Source organism: Streptomyces sp. NPDC002566 (assembly GCF_042889585.1).
Lineage (GTDB): Bacteria > Actinomycetota > Actinomycetes > Streptomycetales > Streptomycetaceae > Streptomyces.
This window is the reverse complement of record NZ_JBIARD010000010.1, coordinates 63,166-82,526: the sequence shown is the minus strand read 5'-3', so window position 1 is coordinate 82,526 and position 19,361 is coordinate 63,166. Positions and strand designations below refer to the sequence as shown.

General features: G+C 71.8%; 15 protein-coding genes and 1 pseudogene. 7 read left to right on the top strand and 9 right to left on the bottom strand.

Annotated features, from left to right (window positions below; genetic code table 11):
• Positions 1–184: 184 nt before the first annotated feature.
• From ACFYXA_RS31885 to ssd, 7 genes and pseudogenes are all read right to left on the bottom strand, one after another.
• Positions 185–557: pseudogene (locus tag ACFYXA_RS31885) on the bottom strand (Rv3654c family TadE-like protein); the annotation flags it as partial.
• Between the two features lie 17 nt (positions 558–574).
• Positions 575–1,048 carry a TadE family type IV pilus minor pilin gene (locus ACFYXA_RS31880; RefSeq protein WP_389039477.1) on the bottom strand — a complete coding sequence of 158 codons (474 nt, stop codon included), beginning with the start codon at positions 1,046–1,048 and terminating at the stop codon, positions 575–577.
• Positions 1,049–1,082: 34 nt separating this feature from the next.
• On the bottom strand, positions 1,083–1,292 hold the full coding sequence (locus ACFYXA_RS31875; protein WP_352244939.1) for a DUF4244 domain-containing protein: 210 nt from the start codon (positions 1,290–1,292) through the stop codon (positions 1,083–1,085).
• 145 nt (positions 1,293–1,437) lie between these two features.
• Positions 1,438–2,235, bottom strand: coding sequence for a type II secretion system F family protein (locus tag ACFYXA_RS31870; RefSeq protein ID WP_389039474.1), 798 nt, complete (start codon positions 2,233–2,235; stop codon positions 1,438–1,440).
• Between the two features lie 175 nt (positions 2,236–2,410).
• Complete coding sequence (locus ACFYXA_RS31865; RefSeq protein WP_389039686.1) at positions 2,411–3,271, bottom strand: type II secretion system F family protein; 861 nt, start codon at positions 3,269–3,271, stop codon at positions 2,411–2,413.
• Positions 3,264–4,490 carry a TadA family conjugal transfer-associated ATPase gene (locus ACFYXA_RS31860; protein ID WP_389039471.1) on the bottom strand — a complete coding sequence of 409 codons (1,227 nt, stop codon included), beginning with the start codon at positions 4,488–4,490 and terminating at the stop codon, positions 3,264–3,266. Before ACFYXA_RS31860 ends, ACFYXA_RS31865 begins: the two co-directional genes overlap by 8 nt.
• Complete coding sequence (gene ssd / locus ACFYXA_RS31855; protein WP_130438514.1) at positions 4,487–5,590, bottom strand: septum site-determining protein Ssd; 1,104 nt, start codon at positions 5,588–5,590, stop codon at positions 4,487–4,489. Before ssd ends, ACFYXA_RS31860 begins: the two co-directional genes overlap by 4 nt.
• 578 nt (positions 5,591–6,168) lie before the next feature.
• Between ssd and ACFYXA_RS31850 the strand changes: the two genes are divergently transcribed.
• On the top strand, positions 6,169–7,002 hold the full coding sequence (locus ACFYXA_RS31850) for an HAD family hydrolase (RefSeq protein WP_389039466.1): 834 nt from the start codon (positions 6,169–6,171) through the stop codon (positions 7,000–7,002).
• Between the two features lie 424 nt (positions 7,003–7,426).
• Here ACFYXA_RS31850 and ACFYXA_RS31845 read toward each other — a convergent pair whose 3' ends face one another.
• On the bottom strand, positions 7,427–8,251 hold the full coding sequence (locus ACFYXA_RS31845; RefSeq protein WP_352244833.1) for an oxidoreductase: 825 nt from the start codon (positions 8,249–8,251) through the stop codon (positions 7,427–7,429).
• A 101-nt stretch (positions 8,252–8,352) separates the two neighbouring features.
• Between ACFYXA_RS31845 and ACFYXA_RS31840 the strand changes: the two genes are divergently transcribed.
• A complete protein-coding gene (locus ACFYXA_RS31840) occupies positions 8,353–9,333 on the top strand; it encodes an ATP-binding protein (protein WP_389039463.1) in 981 nt (326 codons plus the stop codon).
• A 90-nt stretch (positions 9,334–9,423) separates the two neighbouring features.
• Here the strand turns inward: ACFYXA_RS31840 and ACFYXA_RS31835 are convergent, their stop codons facing one another.
• Entirely contained in the window at positions 9,424–10,749 is a 1,326-nt protein-coding gene (locus ACFYXA_RS31835; RefSeq protein ID WP_389039460.1) for a hypothetical protein, read from the bottom strand.
• Between the two features lie 335 nt (positions 10,750–11,084).
• Between ACFYXA_RS31835 and ACFYXA_RS31830 the strand changes: the two genes are divergently transcribed.
• The 5 genes from ACFYXA_RS31830 (at position 11,085) to ACFYXA_RS31810 (ending at position 19,256) form a co-directional block, all read left to right on the top strand.
• Complete coding sequence (locus ACFYXA_RS31830; RefSeq protein WP_389039457.1) at positions 11,085–13,802, top strand: SulP family inorganic anion transporter; 2,718 nt, start codon at positions 11,085–11,087, stop codon at positions 13,800–13,802.
• Between the two features lie 334 nt (positions 13,803–14,136).
• Entirely contained in the window at positions 14,137–16,092 is a 1,956-nt protein-coding gene (gene acs, locus ACFYXA_RS31825; RefSeq protein WP_389039454.1) for an acetate--CoA ligase, read from the top strand.
• A gap of 183 nt (positions 16,093–16,275) precedes the next feature.
• Positions 16,276–17,709: a Na+/H+ antiporter NhaA gene (gene nhaA, locus ACFYXA_RS31820; protein ID WP_389039451.1), complete on the top strand. Its 1,434-nt coding sequence runs from the start codon at positions 16,276–16,278 to the stop codon at positions 17,707–17,709.
• Positions 17,710–17,820: 111 nt separating this feature from the next.
• Positions 17,821–18,309: a phage holin family protein gene (locus ACFYXA_RS31815; protein ID WP_352244827.1), complete on the top strand. Its 489-nt coding sequence runs from the start codon at positions 17,821–17,823 to the stop codon at positions 18,307–18,309.
• A complete protein-coding gene (locus tag ACFYXA_RS31810; RefSeq protein ID WP_352244826.1) occupies positions 18,306–19,256 on the top strand; it encodes an alpha/beta hydrolase in 951 nt (316 codons plus the stop codon). The genes ACFYXA_RS31815 and ACFYXA_RS31810 overlap by 4 nt, the downstream gene beginning before the upstream one ends.
• Positions 19,257–19,361: the final 105 nt, after the last annotated feature.

Below are 19,361 nucleotides of genomic sequence, written 5' to 3'. Positions count from 1 at the left end.
GCGGCTGGCCCGGAGTGAGGGGGGCTGTGTGACCGTGGCCCTGGAGAACTCAGGCGAGCGGGCCTGCTCGGGGCTGTGGGCGAACCGGGCGGCTGGTGCGAGGCCCGGTCGGAGGAGCCGGCCATGCCGCTGGGCGTGTCAGGGGCCTCGGAATCCCTGGGCGATGGTTCCGGGGCCACTGTCTGTGCGCTGGGTGGGCCTGCCCTCGCTCTGACCTCTGCCGTGAACGGCCCCCGTCCGGACGCCGCCGTCACGTCGGACACCTCGCCCACGATCACGCACCGCACCAACCGCGCGCCCTGTGCCCGAGCCACCCGCTCCGCCCGGGCGCAGGCCGCCGCAGCACCGTCCATCCAGTGGTCCGCTGCGGCGACCGCCGCCAAATCCGCACCGCCGGCGGCGCGGTGCCGGACGACGACGGCCTGGCCCAGGGCGAGCACGACGCCGAACACCACACACAACACCGTGATCGCACCGAGGCTCCACAGGGTCGCGGAGCCACGGTCACCCTCGATGCGGCGGCGCCCGCACCTGCCGACGCCGAGCCCTCGCCCCACCCGCACTCGACGACATCTCACGGCTCCCCCTCCCCGTCCGCCCCCGACTCCGACTCGGTCCCTGACCTCACACCTGGCCCCGCCTCCTGTGGTCCCGCGCCCTGTCCTGTCTCCGCCTTCTCCCACTCCGCACCCGATCCCGCCGCCACCGCCTGCGTCTCCGTGACCGCCCCCGTTCCCACGTCCTCGGCCGCCGCCACCGCCTCCTCTCTCACCTCGAACGGCAGCCCCCGTAGCACCGGCGGCTCCGCCGCGACCGTCACCCGGACCCGATCGCCCTCCCTGATGACCGTCACCCGCGCCCCTCTCGGCGCGATCTCGCGGGCCATCGCGACGACCGCGCCCTCGGGATCCTGCCGGGCTGCCGCCCGGGCGCCGGCCCTGGCCGCGTCCACGCACTGGATCTGAGCCGCCATGACGAGCAGCCCCCACACCAGCGCCATCGCGAACGCCACCAGAACCGGCAACACCACCGCGGACTCCGCCGTCACGAACCCCCGGTCCGTACCGCGCGCCCACGCGCACTCACGTCTGCGCACTGAGCGCCCGCTTCACGATCGCCTGCAACTCCTCGGTGACGGTCCCGCTCGTGATCACCTGGTAGAGGATCACCGCGAAGGCCACCGCCGCGACGATGCCCATCGCGTATTCGGACGTCACCATCCCTTCGTCCCGCCGCGCCGCCCGCATCCTGCGCACCAGGGCACGAAACCGCGCCCGTACCGCCTTGCTCATCTCAACCCCCGTGAGGCTCGTTCCCGTTGTCCGCTTGCTGTGTCGCTCTGTTGTTGAGCTGTCGTTGAGTCGTGTCGCGTGGCTCTGCTCGCCGCCGTGTGCGGCCGGGCTGCCGTGCCGTTGACGGTCGTCCGTCACCCGCTTGTCATGGCCCACCTCCTCCCAGCGCCTCGCCCGCCAGGCCGATCACGACGGGCGCGATGCCCACGGCGATGAAGGCGGGCAGAAAGCACAGCCCCACCGGCGCCGAGACCATGACGGCCGCCCTCCGGGCCCGTGCGGTGCCGGCACGAGCCCAGTCGGCGCGGGCGTCGGCTGCGATGCGGGCGACCGGCACTGCCGCCGGGAGGCCCGACTCGTCGGCCCGCTCCAAGAGCCGGGCCAGGGCGACCGCGCCCGGAGCGGAGGCCAACCTCCGCCAGGCGGTGGCGGGTTCGCCGCCGAGTCTCACCTCGGCAGCACCGCGCGCCAGCCCTTCGCCCACCGGGCCGCCCAGCGCCTCCCCCACCGCCTGAGCCGCGATCACCGGCCCCGCGCCGGCGGCGATACAGGCGGCCAACAGGTCTGCAGCAAGGGGGAGTTGCCTGGCGGCGACCCGCGCCTCCGCCTCACTCACGGAACCGGTCGCCTGTTGCCGACGCCGCCAATGCCACAGTCCGACCGCGGCAGTCAGCCCGAGGAGCAGCCCGCCGACGCCTCCGACCACCACCCACCCGGCCCCCACCACCGCGGCCAGGGGGAGTCGGCGCCGCACGGCTTCCCCCACGCCACGGCGTGAGGGCGTCCGCGCCGCCGGCAGGGCGAGCAGGACGGCCAGCCGCTGCCGCGCCCTCCGCTCCCGCCGCACGGTGTCGAGCCATCGCGCCAGCCACGCCAGCACGAGCGCGAGACACGAGACGACCCACACCGCCACCCCCAGCCTGTGGACAACTTGCTCACCCATCGCTTGCCTTCCTCCCGTCGCCCCCGCCCGACTCACCCCAACGCCCAGCCGCTACTGCCACTCCTGCTCTCACACCGCCTCCGCGTCCGGCCCTCTTCCCCGCCTCGCACTCCCGCAGAGACCGGCCACCGGCCCCGCCTGGCACCTCCTCCGAGCCCGGCATCCACCCCTCGCCTCACACTTCCTCCGCGCCCCGCACGATCCGCATCGCCCACCACATCCCCACCCCCTCCAGCACCCCGCCGACGAGCAGGCACCCCAGCCCCGCCCCCGTGTGCAGCAGGACGCGTAACGGGTCGGCGCCGAGCGCGGTGCCCAGCAGGAGGCCCAGTACCGGCAGGCCGGCCAGCATCACCGCCGTCGAGCGGGCGCCCGCCAACTGCGCTCGCAGATCCGCCCGTTGATCTCGCTCCGCACGCAGCGCCGCTTCGAGCCGGTCCAGTCCGGACGCGAGGCCCGCTCCCTGGTCCACGGCCACCCGCCAGCACGCCGCGAGCCCCAGCAAGCCGTCGGCCCCCGCTTGCCGCGCTGCGACGGAGAGCGCGTCGGGCACGTCGCCGCCGAAGCGTGCCGCCGCCACCACCGCCGCCTGTGCCTCGCCCAGCCCGCCCGAGTCGCGGGCGGCCCGCTGCAACGCCTCGCCCGGCTGCCGTCCCGACCTCACCTCCCCCGCGAGCGCCGCACACAGCGCGATCACGGCGTCCGCCCGCCCCTCCCCCGCCCGCCGCACCTCGCGGGCCCGGCACAGCCGGCGCAGGAGAGGCACTCCCGCCGCCCCCGCGACGACCGGAAGGACCGAACCGCCCAGCACGGCCACCACCGCGGCGACGACCAGCGCCCACCACTGCGGCCGCCACCGGCCGCGCAACCGGCGCAGCTCACCGGCGAGTTCACGCCAGGGCTTCGGCCCACCACCGACCACCCCACCCCCGGCCAGCATCAACTGCGCCCTCCTGGCCGCCGGATACGGCCCTCCCCACAGGCAGATCGCCGCTCCGACACAGGCCAGCGCCGCGGCCACCGGCGTCTCACGCACCACGCTCACCAGCCCGTCCTCCTGCCTCGCCCGGCCTTTCCCATTCGCCCCGCAACAGCTCCCGCAGCCGCTCCCAGCCCCGTTCGTACGCGAAGGCCTCCGCCCGCCAGCGCAGCGCGGGCACGGTCCGCACCAGCCCCGAGGAGTCCCGTTCCAGCACGTGCACCTCGGCGATCCGCCGCCGCCCGGCCGGGTCCCGCACGAGATGCAGGACCACGGACAGCGCGGCCGCCACCTGGCTGTGCAGCGCGGCCCGGTCGAGTCCGGCCGCCGTGCCGAGCGCTTCCAGCCGGGCCGGCACATCCGCGGCGGCGTTGGCGTGAACCGTCCCGCAGCCGCCCTCGTGCCCCGTGTTGAGGGCGGCCAGCAGATCGACGACCTCTCGTCCCCGGACCTCGCCCACCACCAGCCGGTCGGGCCGCATCCGCAGGGCCTGTCGGACGAGATCCTCGAGCGTGACGAGCCCGGCTCCCTCCTGGTTGGCGGGCCTGGTCTCGAGCCGGACCACGTGCGGGTGATCCGGTCGCAGCTCCGCAGAGTCCTCCGCGAGCACGATCCGCTCCTTCGGGCCGACCAGCCCGAGCAGGGAGCTGAGCAGGGTCGTCTTGCCGCTGCCGGTGCCCCCGCTGATGAGGAACGACAGCCGTGCCCGCAGCACGGCCCGCAGCACCTCGTCCCCGCCCGGCGGCACCGTGCCGGCGGCCACCAGTTCGTCGAGCGTGAACGCCCGGGGCCGCACCACCCGCAGTGAGAGGCAGGTGCAGGAGACGGCGACCGGGGGCAGCACCGCGTGCAGCCGGGTCCCGTCGGGCAGCCGTGCGTCCACCCACGGCCGGGCGTCGTCCAGGCGCCGTCCGGCCACCGCCGCCAGCCGCTGCGCGAGGCGTCGTACGGCCGCCGCGTCCGGGAAGGAGACGTTGCTGAGCTCCAGGCCGCCTCCGCGGTCCACCCAGACCCGGTCCGGGGCCGACACCAGGACGTCCGTCACCGACGGATCGGTCAGCAGGGGCTCCAGCGGTCCGCTGCCCACCAGCTCTGACCGCAGCCGCTCGGCCGTGCCGAGGATCTCGGCGTCTCCGAGGACCCGCCCCTGTTCCCGCAGGGCCTGCGCGACGCGCGCGGGCGTCGGTTCGGCGCCGCTCTCCGCGAGCCACTGCCGTACGCCGTCGAGCAGCGTTCCGGTGCCCTTCGGCCGTTCGAGTCCGGGAGCTGTGCTCATACGCCACCCGCTTCGGCCAGCGCCCGCTCCCAGAACTCCTTGCAGAAGCGGGCGAGGGGCCCGCGCGCGGCCGCTCCAGGCGGTGCTTTCCCGCCGTCCGGACGCAACAGGGTCGACTCGACGGGCACCTCGCCGGCCAGCGGCAGGTTCAGCAGCCGGGCCACCTCGCGGTCGTCGAGTCCGGGGGCGTAGGGGCCGCGCACCGCCACCCTCAGGTCGCGCAGGACCATGCCGACGGCGGAGGCCACCCGGCCGGCCGCCGCGACGGCTCGCAGTTCCGCGGGGACCACGAGGAGCCCGACGTCGAGCTGGGCGAGGACCTCCGCGACGCCGTCGTCCACACGGCGCGGCAGGTCGACCACGACCGTGCCGCCCCGGCGGCGGGCCGCCGCGAGCACCGCGCGCACGGCCTGGGGCGGGATGGCGACGCAGTCGCCGCGATCCCAGCTGAGCACCCGCAGGTGGTGCAGCCTGGGGAGCGACTCCTCCAGGGCTCCGCCGCCGACGCGCCCGCGTGAGGCGGCGAACGCCGGCCACCGCAGGCCCTCGGCGGTCTCGCCGCCGAGGAGTACGTCGATTCCGCCGCCCAGCGGATCGGCGTCCACGAGGAGGGTGCGCACGCCCTCACGTGCGGAGGTCACGGCGAGAGCGCAGGCGAGCGTGGACGCTCCGGCCCCGCCGCGGCCGCCGACGACACCGACGGTGAGGGCGGGCCGGCCGACGCCCTCGGCGACGTCGGCGATCCGGTCGACCAGCCACTGCTCACCGTCGGGCAGCACCAAGACGTGGTCGGCGCCGATCTCGACGGCCCTGCGCCACACCCCGGAGTCGTCCTGATCACGGCCGACGAGGACTACCCCGCGCCTGCGGGCGGCCCCGCTCACCCGCCGCGCGGCGTCGTCGCCGACGAGGACGAGCGGCGCGGACTCCCAGCCACCCCGTTGCCTGGGCACCGACGGGTGCACCTCGGGTGTGGCGCCGGCAGCGGCGCACAGCCGCAGCAGGTCGTCCAGGAGCACCGCGTCCTCGGTGACGATGAGCGGCCTGCCCTGCCGTCCTCCGGCGGTGGGCGTCGACTCGTGCGTGACGGCTCCGGTCATGCTGCGTCCCCCTTCACTGCGGGGCGCGCAGTCCCAGCGGCCCCTCGATTCCCCTGCGTTGGCGGAGAACCGGCATCCGGTCCCCCTTTGAACGGCCGACGGAAACCGGCCTATGCGTGCGGCAAACGGAACCGGTCGTGAACTCGGCCCGAGCGAACGCGTGGGAATCACGGTGTAGCGAAGCGGGAAATCGTGTGGATCTTGGTGGAAAACTGTGGACGTGCGGGGCGTTGTGAATATCGCCGTCACTCATACCGGTGACCAGTGCCTCAGCCCCTGTACGACTTCCGCAGAGGAGTCCCATACTTACGCACGGTGACGGAGGTCGCGCATGCGAAAGGGGCGGCCGCAGCCGCCCCGGTACGGCACGTCGGCCGCGAGAAGAACGAGAAAACCCACCCGGACATGCGACGACCCCCGCCGGGGGGGAGAGCGGGGGTCGTCTCCACGGCCGACTCGGGGGGGGAGGAGCCGGACCGGGTTAGCACGGTCGCGAACGATCCGTGACTTCCATGGTGTACCCGAGAGCCTTCTCAGGCAAACCCACACGCCCACCTTACGCCGAATGGGCTGCCCCTATGCTCTGGGGTGTGGAAAACCACTCCTTGCCCCGCGCAGCGGCCTTCTTTGACCTGGACAAGACGGTCATTGCGAAGTCGAGCACGCTCACCTTCAGCAAGTCCTTCTACCAAGGCGGACTGATCAACCGCAGGGCGGCCTTGCGTACCGCATACGCCCAGTTCGTCTTCCTCGTGGGCGGTATGGACCACGACCAGATGGAACGGACGCGCGAGTACCTGTCGGCGCTCGTGCGCGGTTGGAACGTCCAGCACGTGAAGGAGATCGTGGCCGAGACCCTCCACGATCTGATCGACCCGCTCATCTACGACGAGGCGGCCTCCCTCATCGAGGAGCACCACACCTCCGGCCACGATGTCGTGATCGTGTCCACGTCGGGCGCCGAGGTGGTCGAGCCGATCGGCGAGCTGCTCGGCGCCGACCGCGTGGTGGCCACCCGCATGGTCGTGGGCGAGGACGGCTGCTTCACCGGCGAGGTGGAGTACTACGCGTACGGCCCGACCAAGGCGGAGGCGGTCAAGGAACTGGCCGAGTCCGAGGGCTACGACCTCTCCCGCTGCTACGCCTACAGCGACTCGGCGACCGATCTGCCGATGCTGGAGGCGGTGGGGCACCCGCACGCCGTGAACCCGGACCGGGCCCTGCGCCGCGAGGCCGTCGCGCGCGGGTGGCCGATCCTCGACTTCCACCGTCCGGTGCGGCTCAAGCAGCGCATCCCCTCGCTCTCGGTCCCGCCGCGCCCGGTACTGGTCGCCGCGGCGGCCATAGGGGCGGCGGCCGCCACCGCCGGCCTCGTCTGGTACGCCAGCCGGCGCCGGGCCGCGATCGTCTGAGGCATTCACACACTCGAAGACGCCGACCGGAGCGAGCCGTCGGCGGACTCCGCGAAGCGCCCGTTTGCCGCCTGTTTGAGAGTAAAAGTAAAGAACTGCAGCTGGGGGTTCCGCTTACCGGGGTCCTGGAGTACAAAGGACTCAACGGCCCGCGAGACCAAGGACATCCGAAAGGATCACCTTAAATAACGCATTTGGCCCCACGGACCGGAAGCATGAGCACTGGGCACCCACGCGACGTCGACCCGTCGATTACGGGCCAGCCGCACCAGGTGACGGGCAAAGTTCCCGGCCTGATGGGCGACATATCGAGGACGCCTGGTAACCCGGTGAGCATGCCAGCGGCGGTACGAATCCTCGTACCGCCGCAACCCTTTTCAGGCCCCTCGCACGGGGCCCTTTTCCATTCCGCCACGCGCCTGCGCTACGCCGCCCCGCGCTGGAGCGCCTCGCACACCGCGGTCGACTCGCGAGCGCCGAGCTCGATCGCGCGCCCACAGTGGGTGATCCAGGCCGCCATGCCCTCCGGAGTCCCCGAGACGTAGCCCTCGAGGGCCGCCAGGTACGCGGCCCGACCGAGTTCGGCGTGCCCCACCTCGGCGGGGCAGACCGACTTGGGGTCGAGGCCGCTGCCGATGAGGACGACGCGTTCCGCCGCGCGCGCGACGAGACCGTTGCGGGAGACGAAGGGGCGCAGCGCCAGCAGCTCGCCGTGGACCACTGCGGCCATCACCAGGGCGGGCGCGGAGCTCCCCGCCACGATCAACTGCGCCAGCCCGTCCAGACGTCCTGCGACCTCGTCCGAGGTCGGCAGCTCCAGCTCGATCAACGGCTCGTCGACCGACTCACCCGCCTGCCGCGGCCGGCCGACCTCGTCCCCCTCGTCCGCCGCGGCCACCAGGTGCAGCCGCGCGAGCACGCGCAGGGGTGACTGCCGCCAGATGGACAGCAGCTGCCCGGCCTCGGCGGTCAACCGCAGAGCCGCTCCCACGGCGAGCGCCTGGTCGTCGGCGCCGAAGTCGCTGCGCCTGCGGACCTCCTCCAGGGCCCAGTCCGCACCGGACAACGCCGCCGAGCCGCGGGCCCCGCGCAGAGCGGCCTCGGAGGTGACCGCTGTGCTGCGGCGGCGCATGACACGGTGCCCGTAGACCCGGTCCACGGCCTTGCGCACGGATTCCACGGACTCCGCCACCCCGGGAAGCGAACCCAGGGCCGCGAGCGGATCGGCGGTCGCGCCTGTCGTACTCATGGGTACGACCCTACGCAACCGTGGTGCGCATCCCACGATGGAGTGGTCTTCTTCACGCCTCTCTGCCACTTACAGCTATCGCAGCACTACTCTTGGTGAACATGAAAATTGCTTTCGTCGGGAAGGGTGGCAGCGGCAAGACCACCCTGTCGTCCCTGTTCATCCGGTCCCTCGCGGCGACGGGCGCCCCCGCACTCGCCTTCGACGCGGACATCAACCAGCACCTCGGGACCGCTCTCGGCCTGGATGACGCGGAGGCCGCCGCACTGCCCGCGATGGGCGACCGGCTCCCGCTGATCAAGGATTACCTGCGCGGCTCCAATCCCCGCATCGCCTCCGCCGAGACGATGATCAAGACGACGCCGCCCGGCGAGGGCTCCCGGTTGCTGCGGGTCCGCGAGAGCAATCCGGTCTACGACGCCTGCGCCAAGACGGTGGAACTCGACGGCGGCGCCGTCCGTTTGATGGTCACGGGCCGCTTCTCGGACGCCGACCTGGGAGTCGCCTGCTACCACTCCAAGACGGGAGCGGTGGAGCTGTGCCTGAACCACCTCGTGGACGGCCCCGACGAGTACGTCGTGGTCGACATGACGGCGGGCTCGGACTCCTTCGCCTCCGGCCTGTTCACCCGTTTCGACATCACGTTCCTCGTCGCCGAGCCGACCCGGAGGGGAGTCTCCGTCTACCGCCAGTACAAGGACTACGCCCGTGACTTCGGCGTCGAGCTGAGAGTCGTCGGCAACAAGGTCCAGGGGCAGGACGACCTGGACTTCCTCCGCGCCGAAGTCGGGGACGACCTGCTGGTGACGGTCGGGCACTCGGACTGGGTGCGCGCCATGGAGAAGGGCCGGCCGCCCCGGTTCGACCTCCTGGAGGACGCCAACCGCCACGCGCTGGACCTGATGCGGACCGTCGTCGACTCGGCGTATGGGCAGCGGGACATGGAGCGTTACATGCGCCAGATGGTGCACTTCCACGTGAAGAACGCCGAGTCGTGGGGGAACGAGCGCACCGGGGTCGACCTGGCCGCGCAGGTCGACCCCGGCTTCGTCCTCGGCGAGAGCGTCACCGCGCCCGCGTGACGACCTGACACCGCGTCGGCTGGAGGCACGGTCGCCCCCGTCACCCGCGCCCCGCCTGCCGCGGCACCAGGGCGTGTTTCGAAACACGCCCTAGCCTTCCCGACCCCCACCGGAGGACTGCCGGTCGGCTGCGGGGACGCCGGGCGCGCCCTTCGGAGCCGGGACGGGCGCGTCGGAGAGGAAGGAGGCCCATCCCTGCTTCGGGGCCTCGCCGACGTCCAGGGTGCGCAGTCTGGCCAGGACCTGCGGGTCCTGGGCGTCCAGCCAGTCCGCGAGCTGCCGGAAGGACACGCAGCGCACCTCCTCCTTGGTGCAGACGCTTTCCACGACCTCCTCGACGGCGCGCATGTAGACGCCGCCGTTCCAGGACTCGAAGTGGTTGCCGATGATCAACGGCGCCCGGTTGCCGTCGTAGGCGCGCCGGAAGCCCCCGAGCAGGCCGTCCCGCATCTGGTTTCCCCAGAACTCGTGCTTGCCGGGGTCTCCCTGGGTCGTGGCGCCGGACTGGTTCACCATGAAGTTGTAGTCCATGGTGAGCTGTTCGTAGGAGTGGCCCGGGAAGGGCACGAGCTGCATGGACAGGTCCCACAGGCCCTCCTTCCTCCCGGGCCAGACCTGGTTGTTGACGCCGCTGGTGTCGTAGCGGAAGCCCAGGTCACGGGCCGCCGCCATGAAGTTCTCCCGGCCTTCGAGACAGGGGGTGCGGGCGCCGACGAGTTCTTTGTCGTAGTCGAAGGGCAGCGGCTCCGCCTCCGTCAGCCCGGTGTTGGTCTTCCACGACTTCACGAACTGCTTGGCCTGGGCGATCTCGGCCTTCCACTCCTTGACCGACCACTCGCCGACGCCGCCGCCCTTGCCGCAGAAGTGGCCGTTGAAGTGGGTGCCGATCTCATTGCCCTCGAGCCACGCCAGGCGCAGTTGCTCCACGGTGTCGGCGACGCCCTGCTCGTCGTTGAAGCCGATGTCGGAGCGGCCCGGGGAGTGCTGAGGCGGTTTGTAGAGGTCCCGCCGGTCCTCGGGCAGCAGGTACACGCCGCTGAGGAAGTACGTCATGGTGGCGTTGTTGGCCTTGGACACCTTGCGGAAGTGGGAGAACAGCCGCTGGCTGTCCTCACCGGCGCCGTCCCAGGAGAAGACGACGAACTGCGGGGGTCTCTGCCCCGGCTTCAGGCGTTCCGGGCGAGACTGGTGCGGCTGGTCCCCCGTGTACGCGGTCGAGCCGTCGCCGATCAGGCGGAACGCGCTCTGGGGGGCCGGCGCCGGCTTCGCCCGCTGCGGGCCCGGGGCACCCTCGCCGGAACCGTGCGCGGTGCGGGTTCCCGTTGTGCAACCGGCGAGCGACGCGGCTGCGGCCGCGGCGGCCAAGGCGCCCGCGGCGATCCTCCGGGTGGCGGCGATCCTCTGGGTGGCGGCCATTTCCGCCCACCTTCTTCCTTCTCTCGGGCAACGCCGGGGAGGGCGTTCTCGGGTGGCGTGCCGGGACGAGCCGACAGCGCCGCCAAGGTCGCACGAGGCCGAGAAGGAGTTAGTACGACAAGCCGATAAAAGGCTCACGTCACTCTCAGGAGTGATCTATTGACCTATTTGCCTGGAAAATCCATGCTTGGCCTTTACTCTGCATTACGATCTGTTTACCGAGCGTTGATTTCATCCCGCCGCTGCACGCCGTGACCCACGGCCGCGACCGCTCCCGTCGTCGACGGGGGCACACCTTGTTCCGCGACCGCGCTGCCCCGGAGGAGACGGGAACCATGTCAGCCTGCGTCCCCACCCGCACACCCGACTCGACGCACACCGAACGCGTCCACCCACCCCACAGCCCGCCGCCCCGGCGCCGGCGCTTCCGCATCGAGGGCGCCGACGTGTCCTCCGCGATCGCCGTCTTCCTGATCGCCCTGCCGTTGTCCCTCGGCATCGCCCTCGCCACCGGCGCGCCCCTGCAGGCCGGCCTCGTCGCCGCCGCCGTCGGCGGAATCGTGGCCGGGCGGCTCGGCGGCTCCCCACTCCAGGTCAGCGGCCCCGCAGCCGGACTGACCGTGGTCACCGCCGACCTCATCCACCGCTACGGCTGGCGGACGACCTGCGCCATCACGGTTCTCGCCGGGCTGGCCCAACTCGGCCTCGGCTGCCTGCGGGTGGCACGCAGTGCGCTCGCCGTCAGCCCCGCCATCGTGCACGGCATGCTCGCCGGCATCGGCGTCACCATCGCCGTCGCCCAACTGCACATCGTCCTCGGCGGCAACCCGCAGAGCTCCGTCCTCGACAACCTCCGGGCGCTGCCCGCCCAGTTGACCGACCTACGGCCGGCCGCCGTCACCGTGAGCCTGCTGACCCTGGCTCTGCTGATGCTCTGGCCCCGCCTGCCCGGCAGAGCAGGGCGGGTGCTGCGAACCGTCCCCGCGGCGCTCGTCGCCGTCGCCGGCGCCACCGCGACCGCCGCGCTCGCCGGACTGACCCAGCCCAGAGTCGAGCTGCCCTCCTGGCACAGCCACGCGCTGGCCGGCCTGCCCGAGGGACCTGTACTCGGGCTCGCCGCCGCCGTGCTCACCACCACGCTGGTGTGCAGTGTGCAGTCACTGCTCGGCGCGGTCGCCGTGGACAAGCTGATCGCCTCCCGCCCCGGGCTGCCGGCCCGCGTCGGCCGCTCCGACCTGGACCGGGAACTCCTCGGGCAGGGCACCGCCAACATCGTCTCCGGCTCGCTCGGCGGACTGCCCATCGCGGGCGTGGCCGTGCGGAGTTCGGCGAATGTGCACTCCGGCGCCGTCAGCCGGAACTCCACGATGCTGCACGGCGTTCTCGTAGTAGTCGCCGCGCTGCTGATGGTCCCGCTCCTGGAGCTCATCCCGCTCGCCTCGCTCGCCGCCCTGGTGATGGCCGTCGGCATCCAGATGGTGTCCCTGAACCACATTCGCACGGTGACGCGCCACCGAGAGGTGCTCGTGTACGCCGTCACCACCCTCGGCGTGGTGGTCATGGGCGTGTTGGAGGGTGTGGCGCTCGGCATCGCCGTAGCCGTCGCCGTCTCCCTGCACCGCCTCACCCGCACCCGCATCACGCACGACGAAAAGGAAGGAGCGCATCACGTACACGTTCGCGGACAGTTGACGTTCCTGGCGGTCCCGCGGCTCAGCCGCGTCCTGCACCAGGTGCCCCATGGCACGCATGTCGTGGTCGAGTTGGACGGCTCCTTCATGGACCACGCGGCATACGAGTCACTGCAGGACTGGCAGAAGACGCACACCGCGCAAGGCGGCACCGTCGAACTGACCGGCCGCCGCGCCGGCACCGGTACCGACACCCCGCACACCGACTCCACATCCACCGAGCCCTCGCCCCCCACTTCTACGTGCGACCCGACCTCGTCCCCGACATCAGCCCTCACCCCTACGACCACCTCCCACCCCGGCACCGCACCCAGCACGATCGCCGACTGCCGCTGCCGCCCCTGGACCCCTTGGCGCAACCACCAGTGCGAGGGCCCGGCAGCCGCGCCGATGCCGGACAGCTCCTCCACTCCTTCCGCCGAGCCGGCGGGAACCAGCGGCACGGATGGCGCACCCACCCTGGCCTCCGGGCACCCCACGCCCGCGTCACTTCTCGAACCTTCCGAACCCACCGAACCGGTCACCTCACCCGATCCCACAGGGTCCACCGGCCCCGCCACCCCCACTCACCACACCGAGCCCATCAGCCCCACCGAGACCCCAGAACCCGCCCTCGCCCTCGCTCTGCCCGCCCACCCCGTCGCCCCCTTCGGCTCCACGTCCCTCGGGGGCGAGCCCAGCGCTCAGCAACTGGTCCGTGGAATCAGCGCGTTCCAGCGCAACACCGCGCCGCTGGTGCGGGGCGAGCTGGCGCGGCTGGCCAGGGAGGGACAGCGGCCGTCGCAGCTGTTCCTCACCTGCGCCGACTCACGGGTGGTCACCTCGATGATCACTTCCAGTGGTCCCGGTGACCTGTTCGTGGTGCGCAACGTGGGCAATCTCGTACCGCTGCCCGGTGAGGAGAGCGGGGACGACTCGGTGGCGGCCGCCATCGAGTACGCGGTGGACGTGCTGGAGGTGGGGTCCATCACGGTGTGCGGGCACTCGGGGTGCGGCGCGATGCAGGCGCTGCTGAACGCCGAGCCCGGCGGGGTCAGGACCCCGCTGAAGCGGTGGCTGCGGCACGGTCTGCCGAGCCTGGAGCGGCTGGCCGACGACGGCCGCCCCTGGGCGCGGCTGGCCGGGCGGGCGCCCGCCGACGCGGTCGAGCAGCTCTGCCTGAACAACGTGGTGCAGCAGTTGGAGCACCTGCGCGCCCATGAGTCGGTGGCCAGAGCCCTGCGGGACGGGGCGCTGGAGTTGCACGGGATGTACTTCCACGTGGGCGAGGCCCAGGCGTATCTACTCACCGGGACCGGAGGGACCGGAGAGGAGAGAGGCGGGGTGTTCGCGCACGTAGGGGTGCCGAACGCGTCGGCCTGAGCAGGGCACCGGTGCGCGACCTCGAGTCGAGCGAGGTCGCGCACCGGCGTCGTCACCACGGGTCGCGCACCGGCGTCGTCACCACGGGTCGTGCACCGGCGTCGTCACCGCAGGTCAGGCAAGGGGCGGCGCACTCGATGGGGCAGGGGCCGGCCAGGCACTGAACCCCGCCCCGTCGGCGTCCGTGGAAAGAAGTGACGCAGGGCGGCAGCGGTGAGCCGAGAGGGTGCTCAACAGGTCTATACCAATTCTTCGGCAGCTCTTGTCACCGGGCCCCCGGGTCTGATGAGGTGTGGCCTGGGACACAACGGACACCCTTCGAAAGGGAGATGTCGTGAGCAACGAAAGCCTGGCCAACCTGCTCCGGGAAGAGCGCCGGTTCGCGCCCCCCGCCGAGCTGGCCGCGAACGCCAACGTCACGGCGGAGGCGTACGAACAGGCCAAGGCTGACAGGCTCGGCTTCTGGGCCGAGCAGGCACGCCGGCTGACCTGGGCCAAGGAGCCGACGGAGACGCTGGACTGGTCGAACCCGCCGTTCGCGAAGTGGTTCAAGGACGGCGAACTCAACGTCGCGTACAACTGCGTCGACCGGCATGTGGAGGCCGGCCACGGCGACCGGGTCGCCATCCACTTCGAGGGTGAGCCCGGCGACAGCCGCGCCCTCACCTACGCCGAGCTGAAGGACGAGGTCTCCAAGGCCGCGAACGCCCTGCTGGAGCTGGGCGTCCGCAAGGGCGACCGGGTCGCGATCTACATGCCGATGATCCCGGAGACGGCGATCGCGATGCTGGCGTCGGCCCGTATCGGCGCGGCGCACTCCGTCGTGTTCGGCGGCTTCTCCGCGGACGCGCTGGCCACCCGTATCAAGGACGCCGACGCGAAGATCGTCATCACGTCCGACGGCGGTTACCGGCGCGGCAAGCCGTCCGCGCTGAAGCCGGCCGTGGACGAGGCGGTCGCCAAGGTCGACAACGTGGAGCATGTGCTCGTCGTCCGCCGGACCGGCCAGGACGTAGCGTGGACGGACAGCCGTGACGTGTGGTGGCACGAGGTCGTGGAACGGCAGTCGGCCGACCACACGCCCGAGGCGTTCGAGGCCGAGCACCCGCTGTTCATCCTCTACACCTCCGGCACGACGGGGAAGCCGAAGGGCATCCTGCACACGTCCGGCGGCTACCTCACCCAGACCGCCTACACCCACCACGCCGTCTTCGACCTCAAGCCGGAGACCGACGTGTACTGGTGCACCGCCGACGTCGGCTGGGTCACCGGACACTCGTACATCGTCTACGGGCCGCTGGCGAACGGCGCGACGCAGGTCATGTACGAAGGCACGCCCGACACCCCGCACCAGGGCAGGTTCTGGGAGATCGTGCAGAAGTACGGCGTGACGATCCTCTACACGGCGCCGACCGCGATCCGCACGTTCATGAAGTGGGGCGACGACATCCCCGCGAAGTTCGACCTGTCCAGCCTGCGCGTTCTGGGCTCCGTCGGGGAGCCGATCAACCCCGAGGCCTGGATCTGGTACCGCAAGCACATCGGCGGGGACCGGACGCCGGTCGTCGACACCTGGTGGCAGACCGAGACCGGCGCGATGATGATCTCGCCGCTGCCGGGGGTGACGGCGACCAAGCCCGGTTCCGCGCAGACGCCGCTGCCCGGCATCTCGGCGACCGTCGTCGACGACGAGGCGAACGAGGTGCCCGACGGCGGGGGCGGCTACCTGGTGCTCACCGAGCCGTGGCCGTCGATGCTGCGCACCATCTGGGGCGACGACCAGCGCTTCCTCGACACGTACTGGTCGCGCTTCGAGAACAGGTACTTCGCCGGCGACGGCGCGAAGAAGGACGACGACGGCGACATCTGGCTGCTGGGCCGGGTCGACGACGTGATGCTCGTGTCCGGTCACAACATCTCCACCACGGAGGTCGAGTCGGCGCTCGTGTCGCACCCGTCGGTCGCCGAGGCGGCCGTGGTCGGCGCCGCGGACGACACGACCGGGCAGGCGATCGTCGCCTTCGTCATCCTGCGCGGTTCCGCCTCGGAGACGGAGAGCCTCGTAGACGAGCTGCGCAACCACGTGGGCGCCACACTCGGGCCGATCGCCAAGCCGAAGCGGGTCCTGCCGGTGGCGGAGCTGCCGAAGACGCGCTCCGGCAAGATCATGCGCCGACTGCTGCGGGACGTCGCCGAGAACCGCCAGCTGGGCGATGTCACGACGCTGACGGACTCGACGGTCATGGATCTCATCCAGGCCAAGCTGCCGGCGGCGCCGAGCGAGGACTGAGCACCGCGGTCCCGGCACCGCAGGGGCGCCCGGCGGAGCAAGCGCGCCGAGCGCCCCTTTCGCGCCTAACGTGGAGATCGCCGGAATCCTCCCCGCGCACCTTGGCTAAGCTGAACAACCAGGTGCGCCGGGAAGTCTGGTCGGCAAGCGTTCCGTCCTGCCCACCGACCGGAGGTCTCCCCCGTGGCCGCGCCCCGCACCACCCCCCGCAAGGTCCTCGGACGCCTGTCGCTGCCCGAGCGGACCTTCGTCGCGGACGCGCTGCGCACCGAGACCGTCGGCGGAGTCCTGCTGCTCCTCGCCACCGTCGCGGCCCTGGTCTGGGCGAACGTCCCGGCGCTGCGCGACAGCTATCAGAGCGTCAGCGACTTCCACCTCGGCCCGAAGGCGCTCGGCCTGGACCTCTCGGTCGCCCACTGGGCCGCCGACGGACTCCTCGCGATCTTCTTCTTCGTCGCCGGGATCGAGCTCAAGCGCGAACTCGTCGCCGGTGATCTCAGGGACCCCCGGGCCGCCGCGCTGCCCGTCGTCGCCGCCCTGTGCGGCATGGCCGTCCCGGCGCTCGTCTACACGCTCACCAGCCTCACCGGCGGCGGCTCCACGGACGGCTGGGCCGTGCCGACCGCCACCGACATCGCCTTCGCGCTCGCCGTGCTCGCCGTCATCGGCACCTCCCTGCCGAGCGCGCTGCGCGCCTTCCTCCTCACCCTCGCCGTCGTCGACGACCTGTTCGCGATCCTGATCATCGCCGTGTTCTTCACGAACACCCTCGACTTCGCCGCCCTCGGCGGCGCGGTGGCCGGCCTCGTGGTCTTCCACCTCCTGCTGCGCGCCGGCGTCCGCGGCTGGTACGTGTACGTGCCGCTCGGGGTCGTGATCTGGGCGCTGATGTACAACAGCGGCGTCCATGCCACCATCGCCGGCGTCGCCATGGGGCTCATGCTGCGCTGCACCACCCGTGAGGGCGAGGAGCACTCACCCGGCGAGCGCGTCGAACATCTCGTGCGCCCCCTGTCCGCCGGCCTCGCCGTGCCGATGTTCGCCCTGTTCAGCGCCGGGGTCGCGGTGTCGGGCGGGGCGCTGGCGGCGGTGTTCGGCCATCCGGAGACCCTGGGCGTCGTCCTCGGGCTCGTCGTCGGCAAGACGATCGGCATCTTCGGCGGGACCTGGCTGACGGCCCGCTTCACGCGCGCCTCGCTGAGCGACGACCTCGCCTGGGCGGACGTCTTCGCCGTCGCCTCGCTCGCCGGCATCGGCTTCACCGTCTCGCTGCTCATCGGCGAGCTGGCCTTCGCGGGCGACGTGGCCCTCACGGACGAGGTCAAGGCGGCCGTCCTGACGGGCTCGGTGATCGCGGCGACCTTCGCGACCGTCCTGCTGAAGCTGCGCAACGCCAAGTACCGCAGGCTGTGGGAGGCCGAGGAGCGCGACGAGGACCTCGACGGCATCCCCGACGTCTACGAGGAGGACGACCCGGCGTACCACCTGCGCATGGCCGCCATCCACGAGGCCAAGGCCGCCGAGCACCGCCGGATCGCCGAGGAGAAGGCCGCCGAGCGCAACGGGCTTGCGGAAGTGCCGGGCGGGGCAGGCGAGGAAGGCGACCGTCCGGCATGATCTGACGGGACGGTACAAAAGACGGGACCGTACGCAGTCGGGCAGAAGCCGGTCAGGCGGAAGCCGGTCATGCTCAGGACGACGGAACCGTACAAGACGAGGGAGACCGCGATGAGCGCACCCGACGGCAGCCCGGTCGGCGCCGAACGCAGCATCGGCCAGCTGTTCGCCTCGGCGACGACCGAGATGTCCGCGCTGGTGCACGACGAGATCGCGCTGGCGAAGGCGCAGCTCAAGCAGGACGTCAAGCGCGGCGCGACGAGCGGCGGCGCGTTCTCGCTGGCCGGTGCGGTCCTGCTGTTCTCGCTGCCGATGCTGAACTTCGCGCTGGCCTACGCCATCCGCACGTGGAGCGACTGGAACCTCGCGGTCTGCTTCCTGCTGTCCTTCGCGGCGAACGTGCTGGTCGCCGCGGTGCTCGCGCTGGTCGGCGTGGTCTTCGCGAAGAAGGCCAAGAAGAGCAAGGGCCCGCAGAAGGTCGCCGCGTCGGTGAAGGAGACGGCGGTCGTGCTGCAGAAGGCCAAGCCGCACCCGCGGCCGGAGGTGGCGCAAGGCCGTGCGCCGGAGGCCATCGAGGCTGTGGCACGCTCGTCGTCATGACGGACCCCGCCACTCCTTCGGCGCAGCCTTCCTCGGTCGTACGACCGGACACCGTGCTCGGCCGGGCGGTGACCCATCGCGAGGTCGCCGCCAACGGCGCCCGCTTCCACATCGCGGAACTGGGCGACGGGCCGCTGGTCATGCTGGTGCACGGCTTCCCCCAGTTCTGGTGGACGTGGCGGCACCAGCTGACCGCGCTGGCCGACGCGGGCTTCCGGGCCGTCGCGATGGACCTGCGGGGCGTCGGCGGCAGCGACCGCACGCCCCGCGGCTACGACCCGGCCAACCTCGCCCTCGACATCACCGGTGTGATCCGCTCGCTCGGTGAGTCGGACGCCGCGCTGGTAGGCCACGACCTGGGCGGCTATCTGGCCTGGACGGCGGCCGTGATGCGCCCGAAGCTGGTCAGGCGGCTCGCCGTGGCCTCCATGCCGCATCCCCGGCGCTGGCGCTCGGCGATGCTCGCCGACGTGCGGCAGTCCGCCGCGAGCTCGCACATCTGGGGGTTCCAGCGGCCCTGGATCCCGGAGCGGCAGCTCACGGCCGACGACGGGGAGCTGGTGGGCCGGCTGATCCGGGAGTGGTCGGGGCCGCGGCCGGCGGAGGACGAGGCGCTGGAGACGTACCGGCGCGCGATGTGCATCCCGTCCACCGCCCACTGCTCGGTCGAGCCGTACCGGTGGCTGGTGCGGTCGATGGCCAGACCCGACGGCATCCAGTTCTACCGGCGGATGAAGCGGCCGGTACGGGTGCCGACCCTGCATCTGCACGGCTCCCTCGATCCGGTGATGCGTACGCGCAGTGCGGCCGGCTCCGGGGAGTACGTCGAAGCTCCGTACCGCTGGCGGCTGTTCGACGGGCTGGGACACTTCCCGCACGAAGAGGATCCGGTCGGATTCTCCACAGAACTGGTCAATTGGCTGAAAGACCCGGAACCAGATCGGTGATGAGGCGATCGCGCCCGGTATCCGGTACGGAACACCTGTACTGCGAACGGCCAATTGCCGCGCGCATAGGCCAATTGGCGGTCCCTCAGGCGGTTATCGACCTTG

Excerpts from the sequence above, each read along its gene's own strand:
- ACFYXA_RS31875 (WP_352244939.1), bottom strand. The coding sequence starts at position 1,292 with ATGAGCAAGGCGGTACGGGCGCGGTTTCGTGCCCTGGTGCGCAGGATG.
- ACFYXA_RS31870 (WP_389039474.1), bottom strand. The coding sequence starts at position 2,235 with ATGGGTGAGCAAGTTGTCCACAGGCTGGGGGTGGCGGTGTGGGTCGTC.
- ACFYXA_RS31860 (WP_389039471.1), bottom strand. The coding sequence starts at position 4,490 with ATGAGCACAGCTCCCGGACTCGAACGGCCGAAGGGCACCGGAACGCTG.
- ssd (WP_130438514.1), bottom strand. The coding sequence starts at position 5,590 with ATGACCGGAGCCGTCACGCACGAGTCGACGCCCACCGCCGGAGGACGG.
- ACFYXA_RS31850 (WP_389039466.1), top strand. The coding sequence starts at position 6,169 with ATGCTCTGGGGTGTGGAAAACCACTCCTTGCCCCGCGCAGCGGCCTTC.
- ACFYXA_RS31845 (WP_352244833.1), bottom strand. The coding sequence starts at position 8,251 with ATGAGTACGACAGGCGCGACCGCCGATCCGCTCGCGGCCCTGGGTTCG.
- ACFYXA_RS31840 (WP_389039463.1), top strand. The coding sequence starts at position 8,353 with ATGAAAATTGCTTTCGTCGGGAAGGGTGGCAGCGGCAAGACCACCCTG.
- ACFYXA_RS31835 (WP_389039460.1), bottom strand. The coding sequence starts at position 10,749 with ATGGCCGCCACCCAGAGGATCGCCGCCACCCGGAGGATCGCCGCGGGC.
- ACFYXA_RS31830 (WP_389039457.1), top strand. The coding sequence starts at position 11,085 with ATGTCAGCCTGCGTCCCCACCCGCACACCCGACTCGACGCACACCGAA.
- ACFYXA_RS31815 (WP_352244827.1), top strand. The coding sequence starts at position 17,821 with ATGAGCGCACCCGACGGCAGCCCGGTCGGCGCCGAACGCAGCATCGGC.
- ACFYXA_RS31810 (WP_352244826.1), top strand. The coding sequence starts at position 18,306 with ATGACGGACCCCGCCACTCCTTCGGCGCAGCCTTCCTCGGTCGTACGA.